This window comes from Rhizobium sp. 3T7 (assembly GCF_020166565.1).
Classification (GTDB): Bacteria; Pseudomonadota; Alphaproteobacteria; order Rhizobiales; family Rhizobiaceae; genus Rhizobium.
Map to the genome: position 1 here is coordinate 1 of NZ_JAIQXS010000001.1, position 18,069 is coordinate 18,069.

General features: G+C 57.1%; 21 protein-coding genes and 1 tRNA gene. 13 read left to right on the forward strand and 9 right to left on the reverse strand.

The window, feature by feature from the left end; translation table 11 throughout:
* The first annotated feature begins 159 nt into the window (after positions 1–159).
* Positions 160–450, forward strand: a complete 291-nt coding sequence (locus tag K9B32_RS00005) for a hypothetical protein (RefSeq protein WP_224559896.1) — start codon at positions 160–162, stop codon at positions 448–450.
* Positions 451–519: 69 nt separating this feature from the next.
* Here K9B32_RS00005 and K9B32_RS00010 read toward each other — a convergent pair whose 3' ends face one another.
* Together K9B32_RS00010 and K9B32_RS00015 are read right to left on the reverse strand one after the other, a co-directional pair.
* A complete protein-coding gene (locus K9B32_RS00010) occupies positions 520–903 on the reverse strand; it encodes an Ig domain-containing protein (protein WP_224559897.1) in 384 nt (127 codons plus the stop codon).
* Positions 903–1,865, reverse strand: coding sequence for a plasmid recombination protein (locus K9B32_RS00015; RefSeq protein WP_224559898.1), 963 nt, complete (start codon positions 1,863–1,865; stop codon positions 903–905). Before K9B32_RS00015 ends, K9B32_RS00010 begins: the two co-directional genes overlap by 1 nt.
* Positions 1,866–1,892: 27 nt before the next feature.
* Here K9B32_RS00015 and K9B32_RS00020 point away from each other — a divergent pair, with 27 nt between their 5' ends.
* Complete coding sequence (locus tag K9B32_RS00020) at positions 1,893–2,120, forward strand: hypothetical protein (RefSeq protein WP_224559899.1); 228 nt, start codon at positions 1,893–1,895, stop codon at positions 2,118–2,120.
* Positions 2,121–2,161: 41 nt separating this feature from the next.
* Here the strand turns inward: K9B32_RS00020 and K9B32_RS00025 are convergent, their stop codons facing one another.
* The 4 genes from K9B32_RS00025 to K9B32_RS00040 all read right to left on the reverse strand — a co-directional run bounded on the left by K9B32_RS00025 (position 2,162) and on the right by K9B32_RS00040 (position 5,559).
* On the reverse strand, positions 2,162–2,527 hold the full coding sequence (locus K9B32_RS00025; protein WP_224559900.1) for a hypothetical protein: 366 nt from the start codon (positions 2,525–2,527) through the stop codon (positions 2,162–2,164).
* Between the two features lie 214 nt (positions 2,528–2,741).
* Positions 2,742–4,733 carry a hypothetical protein gene (locus K9B32_RS00030; RefSeq protein WP_224559901.1) on the reverse strand — a complete coding sequence of 664 codons (1,992 nt, stop codon included), beginning with the start codon at positions 4,731–4,733 and terminating at the stop codon, positions 2,742–2,744.
* A 131-nt stretch (positions 4,734–4,864) separates the two neighbouring features.
* On the reverse strand, positions 4,865–5,134 hold the full coding sequence (locus K9B32_RS00035; RefSeq protein WP_224559902.1) for a hypothetical protein: 270 nt from the start codon (positions 5,132–5,134) through the stop codon (positions 4,865–4,867).
* Positions 5,131–5,559 (reverse strand): hypothetical protein, encoded by a 429-nt coding sequence (locus K9B32_RS00040; protein ID WP_224559903.1) that lies wholly within the window; start codon positions 5,557–5,559, stop codon positions 5,131–5,133. Before K9B32_RS00040 ends, K9B32_RS00035 begins: the two co-directional genes overlap by 4 nt.
* A gap of 1,143 nt (positions 5,560–6,702) precedes the next feature.
* On the opposite strand from K9B32_RS00040, the gene K9B32_RS00045 reads away from it, so the two are divergent.
* On the forward strand, positions 6,703–6,939 hold the full coding sequence (locus K9B32_RS00045) for a hypothetical protein (RefSeq protein WP_224559904.1): 237 nt from the start codon (positions 6,703–6,705) through the stop codon (positions 6,937–6,939).
* A gap of 153 nt (positions 6,940–7,092) precedes the next feature.
* A complete protein-coding gene (locus K9B32_RS00050) occupies positions 7,093–7,371 on the forward strand; it encodes a hypothetical protein (protein WP_224559905.1) in 279 nt (92 codons plus the stop codon).
* A gap of 3 nt (positions 7,372–7,374) precedes the next feature.
* Here the strand turns inward: K9B32_RS00050 and K9B32_RS00055 are convergent, their stop codons facing one another.
* Both K9B32_RS00055 and K9B32_RS00060 read right to left on the reverse strand, forming a co-directional pair.
* On the reverse strand, positions 7,375–9,051 hold the full coding sequence (locus K9B32_RS00055) for a hypothetical protein (protein WP_224559906.1): 1,677 nt from the start codon (positions 9,049–9,051) through the stop codon (positions 7,375–7,377).
* 109 nt (positions 9,052–9,160) lie between these two features.
* Positions 9,161–9,236 (reverse strand) — tRNA-Ile (locus tag K9B32_RS00060).
* 218 nt (positions 9,237–9,454) lie between these two features.
* On the opposite strand from K9B32_RS00060, the gene K9B32_RS00065 reads away from it, so the two are divergent.
* Positions 9,455–10,135: an SIMPL domain-containing protein gene (locus K9B32_RS00065; protein WP_224559907.1), complete on the forward strand. Its 681-nt coding sequence runs from the start codon at positions 9,455–9,457 to the stop codon at positions 10,133–10,135.
* 248 nt (positions 10,136–10,383) lie between these two features.
* Positions 10,384–10,767, forward strand: coding sequence for a hypothetical protein (locus K9B32_RS00070; RefSeq protein WP_224559908.1), 384 nt, complete (start codon positions 10,384–10,386; stop codon positions 10,765–10,767).
* Between the two features lie 51 nt (positions 10,768–10,818).
* Here K9B32_RS00070 and K9B32_RS00075 read toward each other — a convergent pair whose 3' ends face one another.
* A complete protein-coding gene (locus K9B32_RS00075; RefSeq protein WP_224559909.1) occupies positions 10,819–11,532 on the reverse strand; it encodes a GntR family transcriptional regulator in 714 nt (237 codons plus the stop codon).
* 268 nt (positions 11,533–11,800) lie between these two features.
* On the opposite strand from K9B32_RS00075, the gene K9B32_RS00080 reads away from it, so the two are divergent.
* The 7 genes from K9B32_RS00080 to K9B32_RS00110 all read left to right on the forward strand — a co-directional run bounded on the left by K9B32_RS00080 (position 11,801) and on the right by K9B32_RS00110 (position 17,965).
* On the forward strand, positions 11,801–12,883 hold the full coding sequence (locus tag K9B32_RS00080) for an ABC transporter ATP-binding protein (protein WP_224559910.1): 1,083 nt from the start codon (positions 11,801–11,803) through the stop codon (positions 12,881–12,883).
* A 30-nt stretch (positions 12,884–12,913) separates the two neighbouring features.
* Positions 12,914–14,212 carry a PotD/PotF family extracellular solute-binding protein gene (locus K9B32_RS00085; RefSeq protein ID WP_224559911.1) on the forward strand — a complete coding sequence of 433 codons (1,299 nt, stop codon included), beginning with the start codon at positions 12,914–12,916 and terminating at the stop codon, positions 14,210–14,212.
* Positions 14,213–14,285: 73 nt separating this feature from the next.
* Complete coding sequence (locus tag K9B32_RS00090; RefSeq protein WP_224559912.1) at positions 14,286–15,200, forward strand: ABC transporter permease; 915 nt, start codon at positions 14,286–14,288, stop codon at positions 15,198–15,200.
* A 1-nt stretch (position 15,201) separates the two neighbouring features.
* Positions 15,202–16,023 (forward strand): ABC transporter permease, encoded by an 822-nt coding sequence (locus K9B32_RS00095; RefSeq protein ID WP_224559913.1) that lies wholly within the window; start codon positions 15,202–15,204, stop codon positions 16,021–16,023.
* Positions 16,024–16,027: 4 nt separating this feature from the next.
* The gene (locus K9B32_RS00100) at positions 16,028–16,771 is read left to right on the forward strand and encodes an aspartate/glutamate racemase family protein (RefSeq protein WP_224559914.1); all 744 of its coding nucleotides are present in this window, start codon (positions 16,028–16,030) and stop codon (positions 16,769–16,771) included.
* 3 nt (positions 16,772–16,774) lie between these two features.
* Positions 16,775–17,386: a flavin reductase family protein gene (locus tag K9B32_RS00105; protein WP_224559915.1), complete on the forward strand. Its 612-nt coding sequence runs from the start codon at positions 16,775–16,777 to the stop codon at positions 17,384–17,386.
* Positions 17,387–17,479: 93 nt separating this feature from the next.
* A complete protein-coding gene (locus tag K9B32_RS00110) occupies positions 17,480–17,965 on the forward strand; it encodes a heme-degrading domain-containing protein (protein ID WP_263490465.1) in 486 nt (161 codons plus the stop codon).
* The last annotated feature ends 104 nt before the right edge of the window (positions 17,966–18,069 follow it).

Sequence of the window (18,069 nt, forward strand, 5' to 3'; positions counted from 1 at the left end):
GGTCTTCCGTTACGAGAAGGCGGACATCCACATCACGGCGGCGAGCGGCGCGATTTACCTGATGTCCACGGCAGAGACGACGCAGCCTAAAATCCCATTTACGCCGGTACCCGCCGCCGAGATCGGGATGCTGGTGCAGTCGATGAATGGTGCCGCATAATGGCTGCACTGGCACCCGACCATGACCTTATCGAAGACGAGACGATCACGCATTTCGCCGTTGCGAAAGCCGAAGGCCGATGCCGCCTTTGCGTAATGCCACGGATTATCCAGCAGCAAGCCTTGAGCGCGTGGGATTACGCAGATGAACAGGCCACCCCATTTACGCCCGCAGACATGGAGCGGGTGGCGAAAGAGCGATGCGGGAAATGCCTGGGGCGGGGATGGCCGAAGGTTTCAAAAAAGGGCGGTATTCTGTATTTGCACGTCGCCAGCAAACGAAATCGATGAACGTGGATGTGAGTGCGGGGACGGCTCCAGCCGTCCGCCCCCGCACCCCCGGTCTTAGCCAGAGACCGGTTAGGAGATGGTGATTGACAGCACCAAATCTCCGGAGAGGCCGTCCTTTTCTGCCCGAATGGCGAGATCGTAATTTCCTGCAACCACTGCGACACCAACGATTCTTCCTGTCGCTGGATCGAGTGTCAGGCCGACCGGCAGTGGGCCTTTTGAAGCGAATACATACCCGGTGGTATTGCCAACTGGACGGACGTTGACGACCGATCCTCTAGCGACCCGAATCGCGCCATAGTGAATACCGAGTACAGGCTCTAGTTCGGGCTGCGTTGGCGAGGAATCGGAGATATGAGGCAAGACGCCAGCCACCGGTGACCGCCAGACGATTTGGCCAGCCATGGCGTTGGACGCAATCAGGATCGTGGCAATTGCGATAGCTTTAAGCATTACGTTTTTTCCTTTTTCTTGAAATCGGGTTTAAGCACCAGTTTCGGACTCGGTGATGGTTCTGGAGCAGCATGTTCGGCAGCGGGCGAAAGCATCGACCGAAAGCGATCACTCTCGATTCCGGCTCTCATCGCCGCATCTTGCGCAACACGCGCTTTCTGCTCGGCTTCGAATTTCTGCCGCTCGGCTTCCAATTGCTTGCGCTCGGCTGATCGCGCGGCATCTCGCCAGCGGTCGATTTCGCTGGAGAATTCCCCACGAACCTTCTCGACAAGGGAAGACTTCCGCAGACGATCCCAGACTGCCCGCAAGCGACCGGCCCAACCGGAATATCGTTCGGCATTGGCCATCGCTGTTTGGGCTCGCTCCTGGTCTTTTCTGGCGCGATCCTGAGCAGCCAGGGCGGCGGCAGTCGCCTTCTGTGCGGCCTCCCGCGCGCTGGCTGCGTCGGCAACGATCTTTGCGGTTTCCGTTTTCGTTCGCGTCACGAAACTCTCGCCATCCGCCTTAACCTTGCGCGCTCGCTGGACGACCGTTTGCAATGCCTTGGCTTGGACCTTCTCCCGTTGCCATTCATCCCTTGTCAAACGGCGGCGCTGTGGGCCGAGACGCGTCAATCCGCAAGGGATCGCAACAGCCTCATGATAGCTGTCCTGCCATGCCCGCATTGCTTGCTTGTATGCTCCATCTGCTCGTTTCGAGAGAGTCCTTCTATCCTCGCCATCCTTGCCGCTGTCCATTACGGCACGCTTCGCAGTGACGCCCGGGTGGAATTTTAGAGCGGACAGGGAGGGGTCGCTAGTCGGCACGACATATGCGTGGATATGAAAATATTCCTCATCCTCATGTCTGACGACGGATTTAAGATCGTCGCCGTATTGTGAACGAAGCCAATTTATTGTTCGTCTTTCCCACTCTTCGGCTTCTTTTCGTTTCACTGGATCGTCACGGATTTCAGCCATTGTCGCGGGATACGAAGCGACGACCGTGTGGAGAGTCTTTTTGTCTTTTGCGAGCTTCCGAACGTAACCGCCTTTTACGGCAATCGTCGCCTCGGCTGCGGCAGTGTCATGGATTTCCTGCACGGCCTCTACGCCGACGCCAAAGACGACGACCGGCGGCGCGGGATTCTCGACATGAACGGAGGCGTCGGGTCTGCGGCTGGCTTCAGCGAAAATGAAATCCGTGCCGCGCCCTTTCGCGTCAGGCTTGCGTGAAAAGCTCTCAAGATGCACGAACTGGTAGCCCATTAGCTACCTCAGCCTATGCGGCGACTATGCTCTGTTGCCAGAACAGTATCCGCCTCACCCCATCTGCCTGGCAGACGTTCCGCAAGCTCGTTTTTGAGATGAAAAGACTCGACTGACCATTTAGCGAGCCATTCGATCACATAACCATATCGGATGTGCGAGTGCAGGGCATGAAACACATCCTCCGGCAATATGAGCAAACCTCGCGGATCGATACCGTCTTTCGACGCGTCGGCGGCCAGATCAAGCCAAGTCCGAGCAAGTTCAGGGTCATCATCAATCATGGTTGCGAGCAGAGAACTGGCGACTCCGACGTGCCGACTGTCCAGTTCAATGATCCGATCAATTATTTGGTGTGTCTGAAATTTCTTCATCGCTTCGCTCTCAAATAGGAAATTACTCCTGAGATTCTGAGTGCGAAAACAATGGGCGCAAAGCGATTTTTGGTACCGGAATCAAATTGGTAGTGACCGACTACTAACACCAAGGTGCACGTCGGCTCTTCGAGGAGGCTGTCAGCCGGACCACTTCATGGCGACAACGCCGTTGAGGGTCTGCCGACTGCCCCCTTCATGGTCGGGGAGGCCATCACGCTGCGGCGAGCCAATCGGTTTCGGACATCCCGAAAAGCTCAGCAAAGATGCGATCATTTTCGTCCGGTTCGACCGTGCAGCGGCTCCTCGCCAGCACGTCGGCCTCTGACAGTCGCGGACCGTCTGGATTGTCACGAGCCACCCGTTCCACGACATCCGCGATTTGTCTTCGCGCCCCAGCCTCGTTCAGATGCTTCCGCACGTCGTTCGCCGCTTCCCGCAGCAGGCGCTCACCTTTACGATCAGCCTGCTTTTCGTCCTTTTCCGCCTTTTTGGCCTCCCACCACCGTTCGACTTTCACCGAATCGGCTTCCGTGGCTGTTACCGCGTCGTCAAAACCTTCTTCGCCGCCGTATTCGACACGTGCGAGGAACGTCGAGGCAAGGCCTTGGCTCATCCAGCGCGACCAAACCGGCGCTTCAACACGACCGACAACATCGTCGTTTTCATGGAAAACCTGTTCGCCGTCTTCGTCTTCCTCGACATCCGGCTCAATGCCGAGCTTTTCACAAAGTGCAGCGCTACGCACGCAAGAGCGCGTTTTTGGCATAACCTTCTCGTACTCTTTCCAGCGCGCATACATAAACTTGTCGCCATCGGATGCGGCGCGGGCAATGTCCCAAGGCGTCAACGATGTTTCGGCCTTGGTTTCGTCCTTACATGCGCCAGAGACTTCCCACGCCATCGACCCCTTGGCGGTGTAGTTACTGGCGTCCTCCGCATCATGAGCGACACGAACCTTGCAGCCATGCTGGTCACTGACCTTGCCGCCAGCGCCACGAATTTTCTCTTTGTACGCCTCGGCCAAAAAATCGCCAGCCGCCTGCGCACGGATACGCGCAAGCTCGATGAAAACCTGTTTCTTTGTCGGAGGTCCGATCCGATCACCGGATGCTTTGCCAATGGCTCTTCGGACCAATCGAAGATACGGCGTCCCGGGTCTCACAGGACCGATGAAACGCGATGATATTTCAGCGGCAGGTACAGCGGAGAGGAAAGGAAAGAGCAATTCATCATAGCTGAGCGGTCCAATCCGATCAGATGAAACGGGGTCCGTGGGCGGCGTCACGAGCGCCTTTTCCTCATGCGTCGGGCCGTCCACCAGCACGGAAAGATGCTGATGGTAGTGCCAGCCGTTTTCGAGGCTATACGTGACTTCTTGACCGCAGATGACGCCGAGGATGGCGAATTTCTCAACAGCCTTGCACCAAGCGCGAGTCTTACGCGCTTTGCTGGATGCCGTGTGAACAAGGTTCTTAACGTGTTTCAGCGACTGGTCCTTACTGTGCGAAGCTGTCAGCACAACCAGCGCAGACGTTCCGCCGCGCCGGAAAGTAGCCTCAGCCGCTTCCTGAACCTTCTCAGCCCGTTCCAAAGCCTTGGCTGGTGCGCAGGTAGGGCAGAGCCAAGCACTTTTGCAACGGTAGACTCCACTGACTCCAGCGCGGACTTCGCCGGTCTGCTCGCCATAGCGCAGATGAATGTTGACGTGTGTCGCACCTTCTCCAGGTCTGCCGCAACCGCAGACGGAAGGCCCGCGCTCATCTCGGTCTTTTGGTCTGCAAAGCTTCTGGATTTTGGAGAGAAGAGCATAACGGCTGACCGATGACGACCCCTTAAATGAGGGGGCTTCAGATACAGGAAAAAGAGGGAGTGGAGGCCCTTCGTTCCCGTTCGCTTCGCTCTGCGGAACCGTAGCTCCTCCACTCCCAAGGCCCGCCCCTCCGGCGGGCTGCTGCGCGGCCTGCGGCCTTGCCTTGGCGGCATCGAGAGCCTTCGAAACGGCGACGCGAACGGCCCGTTCGCCATCCTCAAAAGGATCGATGACGGGCGCGCTCGCAGGATCGTCAAAAAGTTTAAAGACGGCGAGGTCTTTTGACCTGCCACGACCGGAACCTTGTGACTCCGGATTAATGTCAACATTTCTTTTTGGAAAATCGTCTGTCTGTGTGTTTTGGGCTGGGCTATGTGCCAGCCCGGCGCTCACTTAATTGTCAATGGGAGCTTTACAACAAACATGAAATCGTTCATCTTTATTAAACAGTGATCAAAAACACCGCTGAGGGTTCCAGCCCTATGACGCGGTGTTTTTAATGGTCAGAGGAAAAACGGTCGGCGTCAACCGACCAAGGCCGCAAAATCGCGAAAGACGATGCTGCATCCGATCCGTAGCAAATGCTCATCTTCTGTTTCGGTCCATTTCCCGTCCTCGTCCTCGGACCGCACATCATCGTGGTTTTCCGAAACCCACGAGATGAATTGCTCTTCGTCACCGCAGTCGATGATGTAAGCAGTTGTTTTTTGATCGTATTCAACTACAGCCAGCACACAATCAATACGTGCTCCCTGACCGGCTTCCCACTGGCCAACTTTAGAATGGTAGTTCATCGCGGCGAAAACCCCGCAACCTTTAGAGCGAGACGCAATTCTTCGAGCGCGTGAAGCATCATCCACGCCTCCGAGTCCCCCTCTTTCTCTTCGGCAAAAGGCTTGACGCGTTCGATGAAGGCACGCTTGCAAAATAGTGCCAAGGCCTCCGCCAACGGCTGTTTAAGTTCCAATTCGATCACCTGTGTGACGATCTTCGCTTCTTGGATACGCTGAAAGAGCTTTCTCGCGGCCGGGGAGGCCTGGGCGTATCTCTCGACCTGACGCTCCTGTTCTTCATCGAACCATTGCGCAAATTTCGACAGCGGCCGGTAATGAACGACAACCCTCTTCTGAACGTCGTCAAGCATGTCCCACAACTGATCCTCGTCGAAGTCATCCCGATGGAGCTTCCGGCCGGTGATAAGAGCGACTGCGGCGCGCACCGTCGTTGAGCCCTTAATCTCGTTTGGCGGTGTACCGGTTGAGATTTCTTCGACCTTCGTGGCGATCTGATGATGCATTTTCATGTCCTTTTTAACAGGCAAAGCTCCGCAGCCTTCCGCAAGCGGAAGCTTCGCAAACCGGTAGTTTTCGGGGGGTGGTCGAAGGGCGCAGGAAAGCGCCCTCCAAAAGCTTGCAGAAATGCAAGGGAGCGAAATCATCTCGTGATGATTGAGCGTGGCATCGGGGCCAAAGGCCCGGACAATCTTCGAGAGGAAACCTCAACCCGGTGAGGCTGGGTAATCCTTGTTCCGGCCATTAGTTGCCGAGGCAGGTAATGGCCGGTGCGGACTTATGAACGTCATGTTCGCCGCAGAAAGGCCGATCAAATTCCAACGAAAAAAGTCCGAAAACTTAATTCCAATCCCCTTCAGGGCAACAAAAACGAAAGCTGATCGGCCATCCTGCAAACAAGATGGCGCACTTGAAGAGAAGGCACAAGATACAGTCGGAATATTTTTTCATATAGGAAGTGTAAAATACAAGATGCACTTTGTATTTTGTTCCAAAGAGGAAAATATTACCTCATATCGCTCGGAATGATGCCTCCAACAGAAAAGCACGTTTCGGAATCCGGAGACCACATAGAAGGAAATGATATTTCTACAAGTGCCAGCGAAAATAATATTCCTACTCTGCAAAAACGGCTCATCTCAGAGCGAGAAATAGCGCCAGATCGTCAAAAAACCGGCAGGGGTAGCCTCGCTCTTTTCCATGTCGATTTTTTCTTGTCCTTCGGATCGAGCCGCGTGTCTCGATCCGATCCGCGTTGCGGACCGGGAAAAAATAGACATGGAACCTTTTCGCTCGGTGACGGAAGCAGGGGCGGCTCTTTATGCCCTGCGGGCACCGCCATGCCCATTCTGGCCAAGGCGGGACAAGAGCCTATGCCGCCCCTTCCTCCGTCAACCCCTGCCTGCCGCCGCAATAGGTAAAAACTCCCTTCAAAAAATCATTAGAATCCAATCATTCTGATTAACGAACGCTATCCCATCAGCGACATCAAATCCGCCCTGAGGATTCTCAAGAATGTTGATTTCTGCTATAAATTTATCAATGAATTCAGATGGAAAGCAGACACTTCAATGCGCCAGACGATCACGAAAATCCAAGGGCTGACGGTTAATATCATCATTGAAGAAGTCCACCATCAGCATGCGACAGGCGGTTTAATTTGCTATTTCGCATCGATTTACATCCAGCGCCACGGATGCGCCGAAAAGCGCCTTGTACGTCGGTCGCGACTGCCCGGAGCGGCGGCGGAACTGAAAAAGGAAATCCAGCGAGACGGTATCCGAGCATTTGACAGGATGCTGCCTTGACGTGCTTTGGACGGCTCTTAAATATGTTTTGTCGGCCCGGGGAGCCACGGACCGACGCTTTCTCTGCAAACGCAGTGATGCGGCTCATACCAGCGCAGTCGATTGTCGATTGCGTGCCGTTATCTAAACTCAACGCGAAAGCAGAGGAAAACTATGATTCATTTTATTTGCCAGCACAGCGGAAACGTGTGGGTTTCTGCCGAAACCGTTCAAGCCTCAGTCGAAAAGGTCGGTGAGATAGGCGGGCGCAAATACGACTATTTTGACGTGTCCGAATACGACCGGCGCAACGCCGTTGAAGCTAACCGCCGCTGGTATTTCGACATCTACGAGGCCAACGGCGAATTCGCCGCCGATGACGCCGACAAGCTTTCAGAGGCTGGTGAATTTGTTGGATACGTTGCACTGGTGGAGCGTGAGAAGCTGGAATAGCGGTTATTCAGCTTGAGTTCGCCATTTGATGAATGGCGAAAAATCGACGCCACGCGGGGCCGGGATAGACATTATCATCTGGACCTCTTCCGGCTCCAACGCTTTGAATCCGTACTTCGCTCCCACGGACGATGCAGCGTGACCGCATTGCCGGTCGGCGATGCGGTCACCAACGTTAATTTGAAACCAGCTTTTCGCGTTGTGGCGCAGTGAATGGAACACTTGCCGCTGGGTCTCGTGAATCCCGAGCGCCACCATCCAATTCCCCATCTGTTTCTGGGCAGCATCAGCAGGGTCTTTAGCTCCATGATAATGCGGGAAAACAAACCCTCCCCGGCCACGCTGTTTCTTTGCGAAATCAATGAAACCGCAATCACGAAGCAATGGATGGATTGCAACAATGCGGACAGACGTTTTCGTCTTGAGGGGCCGGTCGACCGGCTTTCCATTGAAGATCAGTGGAAGCCGTAAGTCAAAAACCTCGTTCCCTTCAATGGTTACAATGTCAGATGATTGCAAATAGACGATTTCAGAAAGCCGCATCCCTGTCAGAAAACCAACAAGAGGCAACCAAGCTTTGTGCGGCTTTCGCATCATCTTAGAAGTGGCGCTATCTGCTAGCCATATATTTAGGGACGTCGGAGGCAGACCTTCCCGATCAATTGCAGGCGTTGCAGCGGCAGGCATTGTCACCTTGAATGACCGGATGTCACGAATTCCTGAGACACCAGCCGTCGCTTTTTCCCAAATAAGTTTGATTTGGGCCACGTGCTCTTTGACCGTCGTCTGAGACAGGCTTTTTATCCGCTTTTCGTCAGGCAATTTGTCATTCTTTGCGCCCATCTGCTTGAGATTCAGCCCGGCGAAAATGGGGTACTTCGTCCGATTTGTGGGAACCTTTGCCATAGCCGTCGCAAAATCTTGCAAATGTACAGGCAAATAGTAGCTGAGAGGATGATCGCCGACCACATTCAGGAATGCCGAGAACGTGTTTTCAAGCCGCTCCTCATAGTGCACCTTGTCCTTGTTTCCCTTGTCCAGCGCATCTTTTCGAGCATCGAGGATGACGCGACCTGCTACGCTCAGTTTGGTGGAAGCAGTTACAGTTCTTTCATCCCGATGTTCGAGTGGTTGCGCTTGGGGCTGCTGGATAGGTTGAATTTGGGGCGATTGAACCTGTGCGCCCAAAGAACCGAGGGTCCGAACGACAGACTGGAAAGTGTCGCGCTCCGCCTCCCATGCCACGGAATCTTTTGAAAGCGCATCCGCAATTGTCTGAAGTCTTTGTTTGAAATCTTGCAGCGAAGCCTTTTGTGTTGCCAGTTCCTTCGCTTGACGGCGGTATATCTGGGCGGCTTCATGGTCGCCTTCAGATTCGAATTCTTTGGCCTGTTGAAGTCGGCTGCTAACCCTTAGACCAAGCGGAAAATGGCGTCGGTGCAGCTCGTCGAGCTCAGCATTCAAAGCTTTGAGGCTATGAGAAAGGGTTTCTCTGGTCATGGTCGGATCGTCCATCATTCTCATGGCCGCACCCGACAAAATAATCGCCCGTTTCCGTGCCGCAGCGACAGGAAGTGGCCCCAAATTCACGCGGATGGGTGATTTCCCAAATTGAGATTCGACGCTAACGGGAATTCTTTGCTGATATGTGAATCCGTTTTCTCGTTTCCATAGATACATTCCGCGCCTCTCAATCCGGCTCGAAATGTGTACGTAGCGGAGTATTTCGCCGAGTACGGTGGAAAAGCGCCCTGAAAATTCTCGTTTAAAATCAATAACTTACGGCGATTGGTGGGCCCGGAGGGACTCGAACCCCCAACCAAGCGGTTATGAGCCGCCGGCTCTAACCATTGAGCTACAGGCCCGGAGACAGTATGGCTGCCGTGTCCGGCGCAATGGTTCCCCGGAACGTTTTTCGCTCTAACGCAATTCTTCAGCGCTCACAAGGGACTGCCGCAATAGCTTCACAATCAATCGGCAAGACGTCAATCGAGACTTCACAATCAGGGAGTGAAACACCGTGTTGCCGAACACCAGAACAATCGCCTTCAGCCTTCTGCTTGGCCTTCCGGCCGCAGCTGCCATGGCGCTGCCGGCGCTGGCCGCTGATTCGCAGCCGCGCGAGGCCGTGATTTCCGTTAGCGGTGAGGGGCAGGCAAGCGTCGCGCCCGATATGGCGGTCCTCAGCCTTTCCGTCGTGAAACAGGCAAAGACCGCACGTGAAGCGCTCAACGAAAACAACAAGTCGATGAGCGACGTCCTTGCCGCTCTGAAGAAGGCCGGCATCGCGGAGCGGGACCTGCAGACTTCAGGCTTTTCGGTGCAGCCGCAATTCAGCTATCCACAGTCCAACGACGGTCAACCTCAGACCCCGCAGTTGGTGGGCTACCAGGTGTCCAACTCGTTGAGCGTGCGCGTCCGCGACCTGTCCAAGCTCGGCGCAATTCTTGACGAAGCCGTCACGCTCGGCGTCAATCAGGGGGGCGACATTCAGTTCACGAACGACAAGCCGGAGACGGCGATGGAGGAGGCGCGCAAGGATGCGGTCGCCAACGCCATCGAGAAGGCGAAGACGCTGGCCGCGGCGGCCGATGTCAAGCTCGGGCGGGTGATCGAGATCAGTGAAACGTCGCCGCGTCCACAGCCGGTTCCCGTCGCACGGGCTGCGATGATGAAGGAGTCGGCCGACTCGGCGGTGCCCATCCAGGGCGGTGAAACCAGCTACAACATTACCGTCAACGTGACGTTTTCGATCGCGCAGTGATCGCAAGGCAGCGTGACTGCCGTTAATTTGATAGCGAATAGGCCATTGATATTCTCTGCAATATCAATGGCCTGTTTGTTTTTGCCGGGCGCGGTGGAACCTTCAAGCCGATAAAACGCTTTATCACGCATATATTACACTATAACATTGATCGTGTTTTCGGTTCGCAGGGGGAATTCTGAGTTCTGTTCCCGCGTTGCTGCCGGCCGAAGAGGAGGAATGGCACTAGCCCTAAAGAGGAGACAGACATGACGAATGCCTTGCCGCCGCTTCATAATGGACACGCCCCGTTCACCCTTCAGGAACTCTTCCGCGAAGCCCTCTATGCCTTCGAAGAGTGGGATACGGAACTTACAGAACCAATCGTCACTTTCGAAGGACGCGTTGTACCCATCAGCCGGGTCTTCGAAGCGATGCGTCTGTGCGACGATATCGTTCCGATGAACGTCGTCGGAGCCGTCACTGAACGGCTTACCAAGCCATGGGAGGGCGAAGGACCGCTCGACCAGATGAGCTTTTCCACCGCCGCCCGCGTCATGGGCGTACTCGTCCGCAAGCGCCTGCTTGCAAACGGCACGCCTGATATCGTCGCCGTTGCGGAACAGACCGCCGAGCGCCGTTCCGGCAGTTGAATTGGTGGATTGCGGTCATAGGCCGCAATCCCACTTCCCAAACGAAAATTGCTATAGTTCGAAAGCTTCCCTGAGGCCGACGCTCTTGCGTTCGCGCAGATCGAGGTCTGCTTCGATGTGCGCGATGTGGTGCAGCATCAGACTGCACGCCTCGTCGAGATCGTTTCGCTCAATCGCGGCGACGATGTCGCCATGCTCGGAATGGCCGCAGCTCGATATCGTCGACTGGCCGTAAAGGGCGATCACCAGCGACGAGCGGGCAACCAGTTCATCCATAAAACGCTGCATGATGGCGTTGCCGGATATTGAGGCAAGCGTCAGGTGAAAGTCGCCGGAAGCTTTGATCTCGGCCCGCCGTGCTGTCTGGCCCCGCTCGCTGATCAGTCGGCCTTCCTCGAGCAGCAATTGCTTCAGGTGCTGGATCTGCGAAGGCGTAATTCTGGCGGCCGCCTCGCGCAAGATCCCGGGCTCGACCAGGCGGCGGGCGGCAAAGATCTGGCGTGCTTCATGAGGCGAGGGGTAGGCGACGAACGCCCCACGATTCTTTTCAACGCTGACCAGGCCTTCATAGGAAAGCGCCTGCAAGGCGGCGCGAGCAAGCGTCCGGCTGACGTTGAACAGATTGCCGACATCGCTCTCCGACAATTTGGTGCCCGGCGACAGGCGCCGCTCCACGATCGCGTCGCGGATCGCGTCGCGGATCTGTTGTGCGCCTGTATCGGCTGAATCCTCTGCGGTCTGCAGGGCGGTCGCGGTGGGCTTCATGAACTCGGATACCTTTTGACCGGGAAATGATATCTGCGTTTCCCATAAAAGTTAAATGGAATTTGCGCGCAAAGTGACGGCTAAATTGTATACGATCATTTGCACGAATTGCGAACGATAGCCTATTTTGTGTGCATATCGGTGCATTGCCTGAATTTTGAAATGCGCCGCAATCTTGGTAGCAAGTCCTTGATTTGCCGACGCTGGATGGGCTGCAATAGAAACTGGCACGGCGGATGCATTGTCTTTCTCAAACAGAGGACGACCAATGTCGAAAGCCGCAGAGATCGATATCGTATCCGTTTCCAAGGTGTATGGCGCCACCACGGCAGTCCATTCCATTAGCCTGAAGATTCCGGCCGGTTCCTACTGCTGCTTTCTCGGGCCTTCCGGCTGCGGCAAGACGTCGACGCTGCGTATGATTGCCGGGCACGAAAGCATTTCCTCCGGCGATGTCAGGCTTGGCAACACGGTCGTCACGGATTTCCCGCCAGCCAGGCGTGGCACGGCGATGATGTTCCAGTCCTATGCGCTGTTTCCGCATCTAGACCTCGTCGACAACGTCGCTTTCAGCCTGAAGATGAAGGGCGTCGAGAAGGAAGAGCGTCGCGCCAAGGCGCTCGAGATGCTGAAGCTAATGCAGATGGACGCCTATGCGACGCGGAGGCCTGCGCAGCTATCCGGTGGCCAGCAGCAGCGTGTGGCGCTGGCGCGTGCGCTGATCACCGATCCCGAAGCGCTGCTTCTCGACGAGCCGCTGTCGGCGCTCGATCCGTTTCTGAAGATCCGTATGCGGGCAGAACTGAAGAAGCTGCAAAAGACGCTCGGCATTACCTTCGTCCACGTCACGCACAGCCAGGAAGAGGCGATGGCGCTAGCCGATATCATCGTCATCATGAACGACGGCAAGATCGAGCAGGCGGCAACCCCGCGCAAGGTGTTTGAGGAGCCTGCCACAGCTTTCGTCGCACGCTTCATGGGCGATCATAACGTCCTGTCCGGTCGCGTCGTCTCCTCGCAGGATGGCGTCACGACGCTTGAGGTGCGGGAGGGGCAGACCTTTGCGGTGCGTGGCAACGGTAGGCAGATCGGCGAGGGTGTCGACATCGGCATCCGCACCGATCGCGTGCGCCTCGACACGGCCGCCGACAAGACGCTCGGCTTCAACGGCCTCGTCTCCAATATCGAGTATCGCGGCGCGTCGGTGAAGATCACCGTCGTCGGCGCGGGCAGTGACGACTTCACGGTCATCGCGAATGACGGCGATTATTTCGCCAAACCCGTATCGGTCGGCGATGCCGTGTCTCTGAGTTGGGCTCTGGAGGACGCGGTCCTCCTTGGCCGTGCATGAACCTCACCAGCAAAAAGAAGGGGAACTGACATGACAACCGAAAAGAAGACGACCAGGGCGGCCGCGGGGATTTCCCGCCGCAGCCTATTGAAGACCGGCGCCGCCGCCATCGGTGCGGCCGCGGGCTCCGGCCTGATCACAGGCTTTCCGACCATCTGGGCGCAGTCGAACATCACGCTTCGCCAGTTCGGCACCGGCGTTTCGAACATCAACGCCATTGCCGAGCAGTGCAAGAAGGACCTCGGCATCACGCTCGAGATGACCGCGACCGACTCCGATGCTGCTGCCCAGCGCGCCGTGACCCAGCCCGACAGCTACGACATCGCCGACATCGAATACTGGATCCTGAAGAAGGTCTATCCGACTGGCGTCATCCAGCCGATGGACGTCAAGAAGCTGAAGTACTACGACAAGGTCGTTCCGCTGTTTAAGACCGGCAAGCTGAAGCCGGACAGCGTCATCGCTCAGGGCACGGCGCCGCACACGGTCGGCTACGTCGAGAGCGCGGATGCCAAGACCTTCGCCAAGGGCGAGACCGAACTCTTCACGATGATGCCGACGATCTACAATGCCGATACGCTTGGCATTCGCCCTGACCTCGTCGGCCGCGATATCACCACCTGGGCCGATATCATGGATCCGAAGTTCAAGGGCAAGACCTCCATCCTCAACATCCCGTCGATCGGCATCATGGATGCCGCGATGATCATGGAAGCGCTCGGCAACATCAAGTATGCCGACAAGGGCAACATGACCAAGGAAGAGATCGACAAGACGATCGAGTTCCTGATCAAGGCCAAGCAGGACGGCCAGTTCCGTGCCTTCTGGAAGAGCTTCGACGAGTCGGTCAACCTGATGGCATCAGGCGAAGTCGTCATCCAGTCCATGTGGTCGCCGGCTGTTGCCGCCGTCCGCTCCAAGGGCATCGCCTGCAAGTATCAGCCGCTCAAGGAAGGCTATCGTTCGTGGGGTGGCGGTCTCGGCCTCGCTTCGCACCTCAAGGGCGCGCAGCTCGACGCCGCTTACGAGTACATCAACTGGTACACCTCCGGCTGGGTCGGTGGTTATCTCAACCGCCAGGGCTACTACTCGGCCTGCATGGAGACGGCCAAGAAGTTCATGACCGCCGATGAATGGGGTTACTGGATCGAAGGCAAGCCGGCGCAAGGCGATATTCTCTCGCCGGAAGGCAAGGTCATGGAGAAGGCCGGCGCCGTTCGCGACGGTGGTTCGTTCGAAGAGCGCATGGGTCACGTCGCGTGCTGGAACTCCGTCATGGACGAAGACCGCTACATGGTTCGCCGCTGGAACGAGTTCATCGCCGCCTAAGGCCAACCGCTTCTGCAAGGCCCTCTCCCCAGTTCCTTTGGGGGGAGGGCGTCAATAACGGAGAGACCGGAACATGGCGACGATCGCGTCTTCGCAGGCCGAGCAACAATCGGAACAGATAAGCCGTCGAAGAATCGGACGTCCGGCATGGGCAGCTTCTTATCTGCAGGCGACGCCGCTGATCCTCATTCTCGGCTTCTTCTTCATCCTGCCGATCGCCATGATCGCGGTTGTCAGTTTCTGGGATTACGATTTTGCGGGGCTCTATCCGGCCTTTCTGACCATGAACTACACCGACACGCTCGGTTCATGGGTCACTTGGAAAACCTATCTCAACACCCTGAAATTCACGGTGACCGTCTGGGGCTTGACGCTCTTCATCGGCTTCTGGGTCGCCTATTTCCTCGCCTTCCATGTCCGCCGGACGACCACGCAGATGATCCTGTTTCTCGTCTGCACCGTGCCGTTCATGACGTCGAACATCATTCGTATGATCTCCTGGATTCCGGTGCTCGGTCGCAACGGGCTGGTCAACTCGGCGCTGGTGCAAATGGGCATCGTGCCGCAGCCGATCGAATGGCTGCTCTATTCCGATTTCGCCGTCGTGCTTGCGATGGTGCACCTCTACACGCTGTTTATGGTAACACCGATCTTCAACACGCTGATGCGCATCGACCGTTCGCTGTTCGAGGCGGCGCGCGATGCTGGCGCCAGCGGCTGGCAAATCCTCTGGAATGTGGTCGTTCCATTGGCAAAGCCCGGCATGGCGATCGGCTCGATCTTCGTCGTGACCCTCGTGATGGCCGATTTCTCGACCGTGCAGGTCATGTCCGGCGGGCAGAGCGCTTCGGTGGCGCTGATGATGAAGAACCAGATGTCGTTGCTGCAGTACCCGGCGGCTGCCGCAAATGCCGTCGTGCTGCTGGTCGTCGTCCTCCTGATGGTCGCCGCGATCCTGCGCGTCGTCGATATCCGCAAGGAGCTGTGAGATGAACCACGAGAAGCGGACCTTCGAATTCTATGTGCTCGCGGCCTTTTTCCTCGTTTTCGTGCTGTTCCTGTATGGGCCACTGTCGGCGATCCTGATCCTTTCCTTCCAGGGGCCAGACGGCGGCCTGACGTTCCCGCTGAACGGCATTTCCGTTCACTGGTTCTACAACCTTTTCGAGAAGCAGGCGGTGGGCGATTTCGGAGCCTCGTTCCGCCGATCGTTCACGCTGGGTCTGATGGTGATGGTCGTCACCGTCGTCGTCTCGCTGCTGGCGGGGCTGGCGTTTCGCCGCCGCTTCCGCGGATCGACCGTGCTTTTCTATGCGACTGTCGCAAGTCTCGTGGTGCCATCGATCATCATTTCGCTTGGGATCGGCGTGGTCTTTCAGCAGGGCGGGCTGAAGCCGGCCTGGTACTCCTCCGCCTTCGGCGCGCATCTGACATGGACGCTGCCGTTTGGCGTGCTCATCATGTTTGCCGTCTTCAACCGCTTCTCGCCAGCCTATGAAGAGGCGGCGCGCGATCTCGGGGCGACTTCCTGGCAGACCTTCCGTCATGTCGTGCTGCCGATGATTGCGCCGAGCCTGATCGGCGTCGGCCTTTTCGGCTTCACGCTCTCTTATGACGAATTCGCTCGTACGCTCATGACATCGGGCAGCTACAACACGCTGCCGCTCGAAATCTACGGCATGACCACCAACGTCACGACGCCGGTGCTCTATGCGCTGGGCACTGTGACGACGCTGTTTTCCTTTACCATCATTCTCGTCGCGCTCGGCATCATGCTCATGCTGCGCCGGCGCCAGGCAAAGACAAGCTGACCCTATGCGCATTCTTTTGGTCAATCCCAATACGACGACATCCATGACCGAGAAGGCGGCCGTTGCCGCCCGCGCGGTCGCGGCCGCCGGCACCGATATCATCGTCGCGACCTCTCGCATGGGGCCGGTCTCGATCGAGGGGCATTATGACGGTGCGCTGGCAATCCCCGGGCTTCTCGCTGAACTGAAGGAGCGGAGGGCCGACGGCTATGATGCCGCCGTCGTCGCCTGTTTCGACGATACGGGCTTGGATGCTGCCCGGACCTTTGCCGATGTGCCGGTTCTCGGGCTTTGCGAATCCGCGGTCGCCACGGCCGGATTCCTGGCGCAGCGGTTTACTGTGGTGACGACGCTGGAGCGCTCGCGGGTCCTGATCGACAATCTGGTGCGGCGCTACGGCATGGGCGGACGTGCGAAGGTGCGGGCCTCGGATATCCCCGTCCTCGAGCTCGATGACCCTGCGTCGGGTGCTATCGGCAAGCTGCGGGCGGAGATCGAACGAGCGCTTTCCGAAGATGGCGCGGAAGCGATTGTGCTCGGCTGCGCAGGCATGACCGATCTGGCGCGCGAGCTGCAGGACATTTACGGCGTGCCTGTTGTCGACGGGGTCGCCGCGGCGGTCAAGCAGGCGGAAGCGCTGGTGTCGCTCGGCTTGTCGACCAGCAAGCGCGGTTCGTATGCATCTCCTTTGGCCAAACCCTATACAGGCGCGATGGGCGCTTTTGCGCCGATAAGGGCGGCAGGCTGATCCATGTCGGTCTCTTTCGATTTCGAGATGCTCACCGAGCGCGAGCGCTACAAGCTGATGATCGGTACGATCATTCCACGGCCGATCGCGCTGGTGACGACAGTGGACGAGCATGGCCGCATCAATGCGGCACCCTTCAGCTTCTTCAACTGCCTGTCCGCCGATCCGCCGATCCTGGCGCTCGGTGTCGAGAACAATCCGGATATGTCCTTCAAGGACACCGGCCACAACATCCGCATGACCGAGGTCTTCACGGTCAACATCGTGTCGTTTGCCATCGCCGAAGCGATGCATGTCTGCGGGTCGAAATATCCGCGTGGTGTCGACGAATTGAAGGAGGCGGGACTGACGGCGATGCCTGGCCAGAAGGTAGCCTCGCCATGGATCGCGGAAGCCCCGGCAGCCTTCGAATGCAGGCGCCACGTCACGCTGGAGCTCGGGAAGTCGCGGCAGATCATCATGGGTGAAATCGTCAATGCGCACTATCGCGACGGCGTCGTTGACCCCGACCGGCTGCGCGTCGATCCTGCCGAAGTCGATGCCATTGCGCGTCTTGGCGGTGATACCTGCGCGACGATCCGCGACCGCTTCGAGATGCTGACGCCGAAGCTATAAGCGCTCGGGCATCGCCACGATTCCGCTTTACTTTTCCATTCCGCTTGCATTTGTTCAGGAAAAAGCATTGCAGGAGAGGAAGCACCCGTGACCATGCCCGACGAAGACCTCAACCGAATCGCAAAACAGGAAGAGGTGTTGAGTTTCGACACCTTCGATCTCACGACCGCATGGCAGCTCGGTAAGCTCCTGCAGGAGCTTGGAACCGAGCGTGGTCTCGGTATCGCGATCGATGTCACGCTGCATTCAATGCCGGTCTTCTATGCCGCTCTCCCCGGCGTCACGCCTGACAACGTTCAATGGGTGCGGCGCAAACGCAATCTGGTGCTGCGCTATTTCAGGAGCAGCTATGCGATCGGTCTCGATCTCAAGCAGAAGGGCAAGACGGTTGCCGACAATGGTCTCGCCGATGCCGATTATGCGCCGCACGGCGGCAGCTTCCCGATCAATGTGAAGGGTACTGGTTGTATCGGCGCTGTCACCGTATCTGGCCTGCCGCAACGGGACGACCACAATCTTGCCGTCGAGGCGCTGGCACTGATGCTGGCGAAGGACATCGAAGCACTTCGCCTGGCATGACTGCGATTTCGCCTGGTGTGTTTTGACACACCAGGTTTACGCTACGAGCGATTTTCTTGGATGGGGAGGACGGCAGTTTCGAGCGAGCCGACGTAGACAACCTC

Coding starts and splice junctions, on each gene's coding strand:
- K9B32_RS00005 (WP_224559896.1), top strand. CDS start 160: ATGGCTGCACTGGCACCCGACCATGACCTTATCGAAGACGAGACGATC.
- K9B32_RS00010 (WP_224559897.1), bottom strand. CDS start 903: ATGCTTAAAGCTATCGCAATTGCCACGATCCTGATTGCGTCCAACGCC.
- K9B32_RS00015 (WP_224559898.1), bottom strand. CDS start 1,865: ATGGCTGAAATCCGTGACGATCCAGTGAAACGAAAAGAAGCCGAAGAG.
- K9B32_RS00025 (WP_224559900.1), bottom strand. CDS start 2,527: ATGAAGAAATTTCAGACACACCAAATAATTGATCGGATCATTGAACTG.
- K9B32_RS00035 (WP_224559902.1), bottom strand. CDS start 5,134: ATGAACTACCATTCTAAAGTTGGCCAGTGGGAAGCCGGTCAGGGAGCA.
- K9B32_RS00045 (WP_224559904.1), top strand. CDS start 6,703: ATGCGCCAGACGATCACGAAAATCCAAGGGCTGACGGTTAATATCATC.
- K9B32_RS00050 (WP_224559905.1), top strand. CDS start 7,093: ATGATTCATTTTATTTGCCAGCACAGCGGAAACGTGTGGGTTTCTGCC.
- K9B32_RS00055 (WP_224559906.1), bottom strand. CDS start 9,051: ATGTATCTATGGAAACGAGAAAACGGATTCACATATCAGCAAAGAATT.
- K9B32_RS00065 (WP_224559907.1), top strand. CDS start 9,455: ATGGCGCTGCCGGCGCTGGCCGCTGATTCGCAGCCGCGCGAGGCCGTG.
- K9B32_RS00070 (WP_224559908.1), top strand. CDS start 10,384: ATGACGAATGCCTTGCCGCCGCTTCATAATGGACACGCCCCGTTCACC.
- K9B32_RS00075 (WP_224559909.1), bottom strand. CDS start 11,532: ATGAAGCCCACCGCGACCGCCCTGCAGACCGCAGAGGATTCAGCCGAT.
- K9B32_RS00080 (WP_224559910.1), top strand. CDS start 11,801: ATGTCGAAAGCCGCAGAGATCGATATCGTATCCGTTTCCAAGGTGTAT.
- K9B32_RS00085 (WP_224559911.1), top strand. CDS start 12,914: ATGACAACCGAAAAGAAGACGACCAGGGCGGCCGCGGGGATTTCCCGC.
- K9B32_RS00090 (WP_224559912.1), top strand. CDS start 14,286: ATGGCGACGATCGCGTCTTCGCAGGCCGAGCAACAATCGGAACAGATA.
- K9B32_RS00095 (WP_224559913.1), top strand. CDS start 15,202: ATGAACCACGAGAAGCGGACCTTCGAATTCTATGTGCTCGCGGCCTTT.
- K9B32_RS00100 (WP_224559914.1), top strand. CDS start 16,028: ATGCGCATTCTTTTGGTCAATCCCAATACGACGACATCCATGACCGAG.
- K9B32_RS00105 (WP_224559915.1), top strand. CDS start 16,775: ATGTCGGTCTCTTTCGATTTCGAGATGCTCACCGAGCGCGAGCGCTAC.
- K9B32_RS00110 (WP_263490465.1), top strand. CDS start 17,480: ATGCCCGACGAAGACCTCAACCGAATCGCAAAACAGGAAGAGGTGTTG.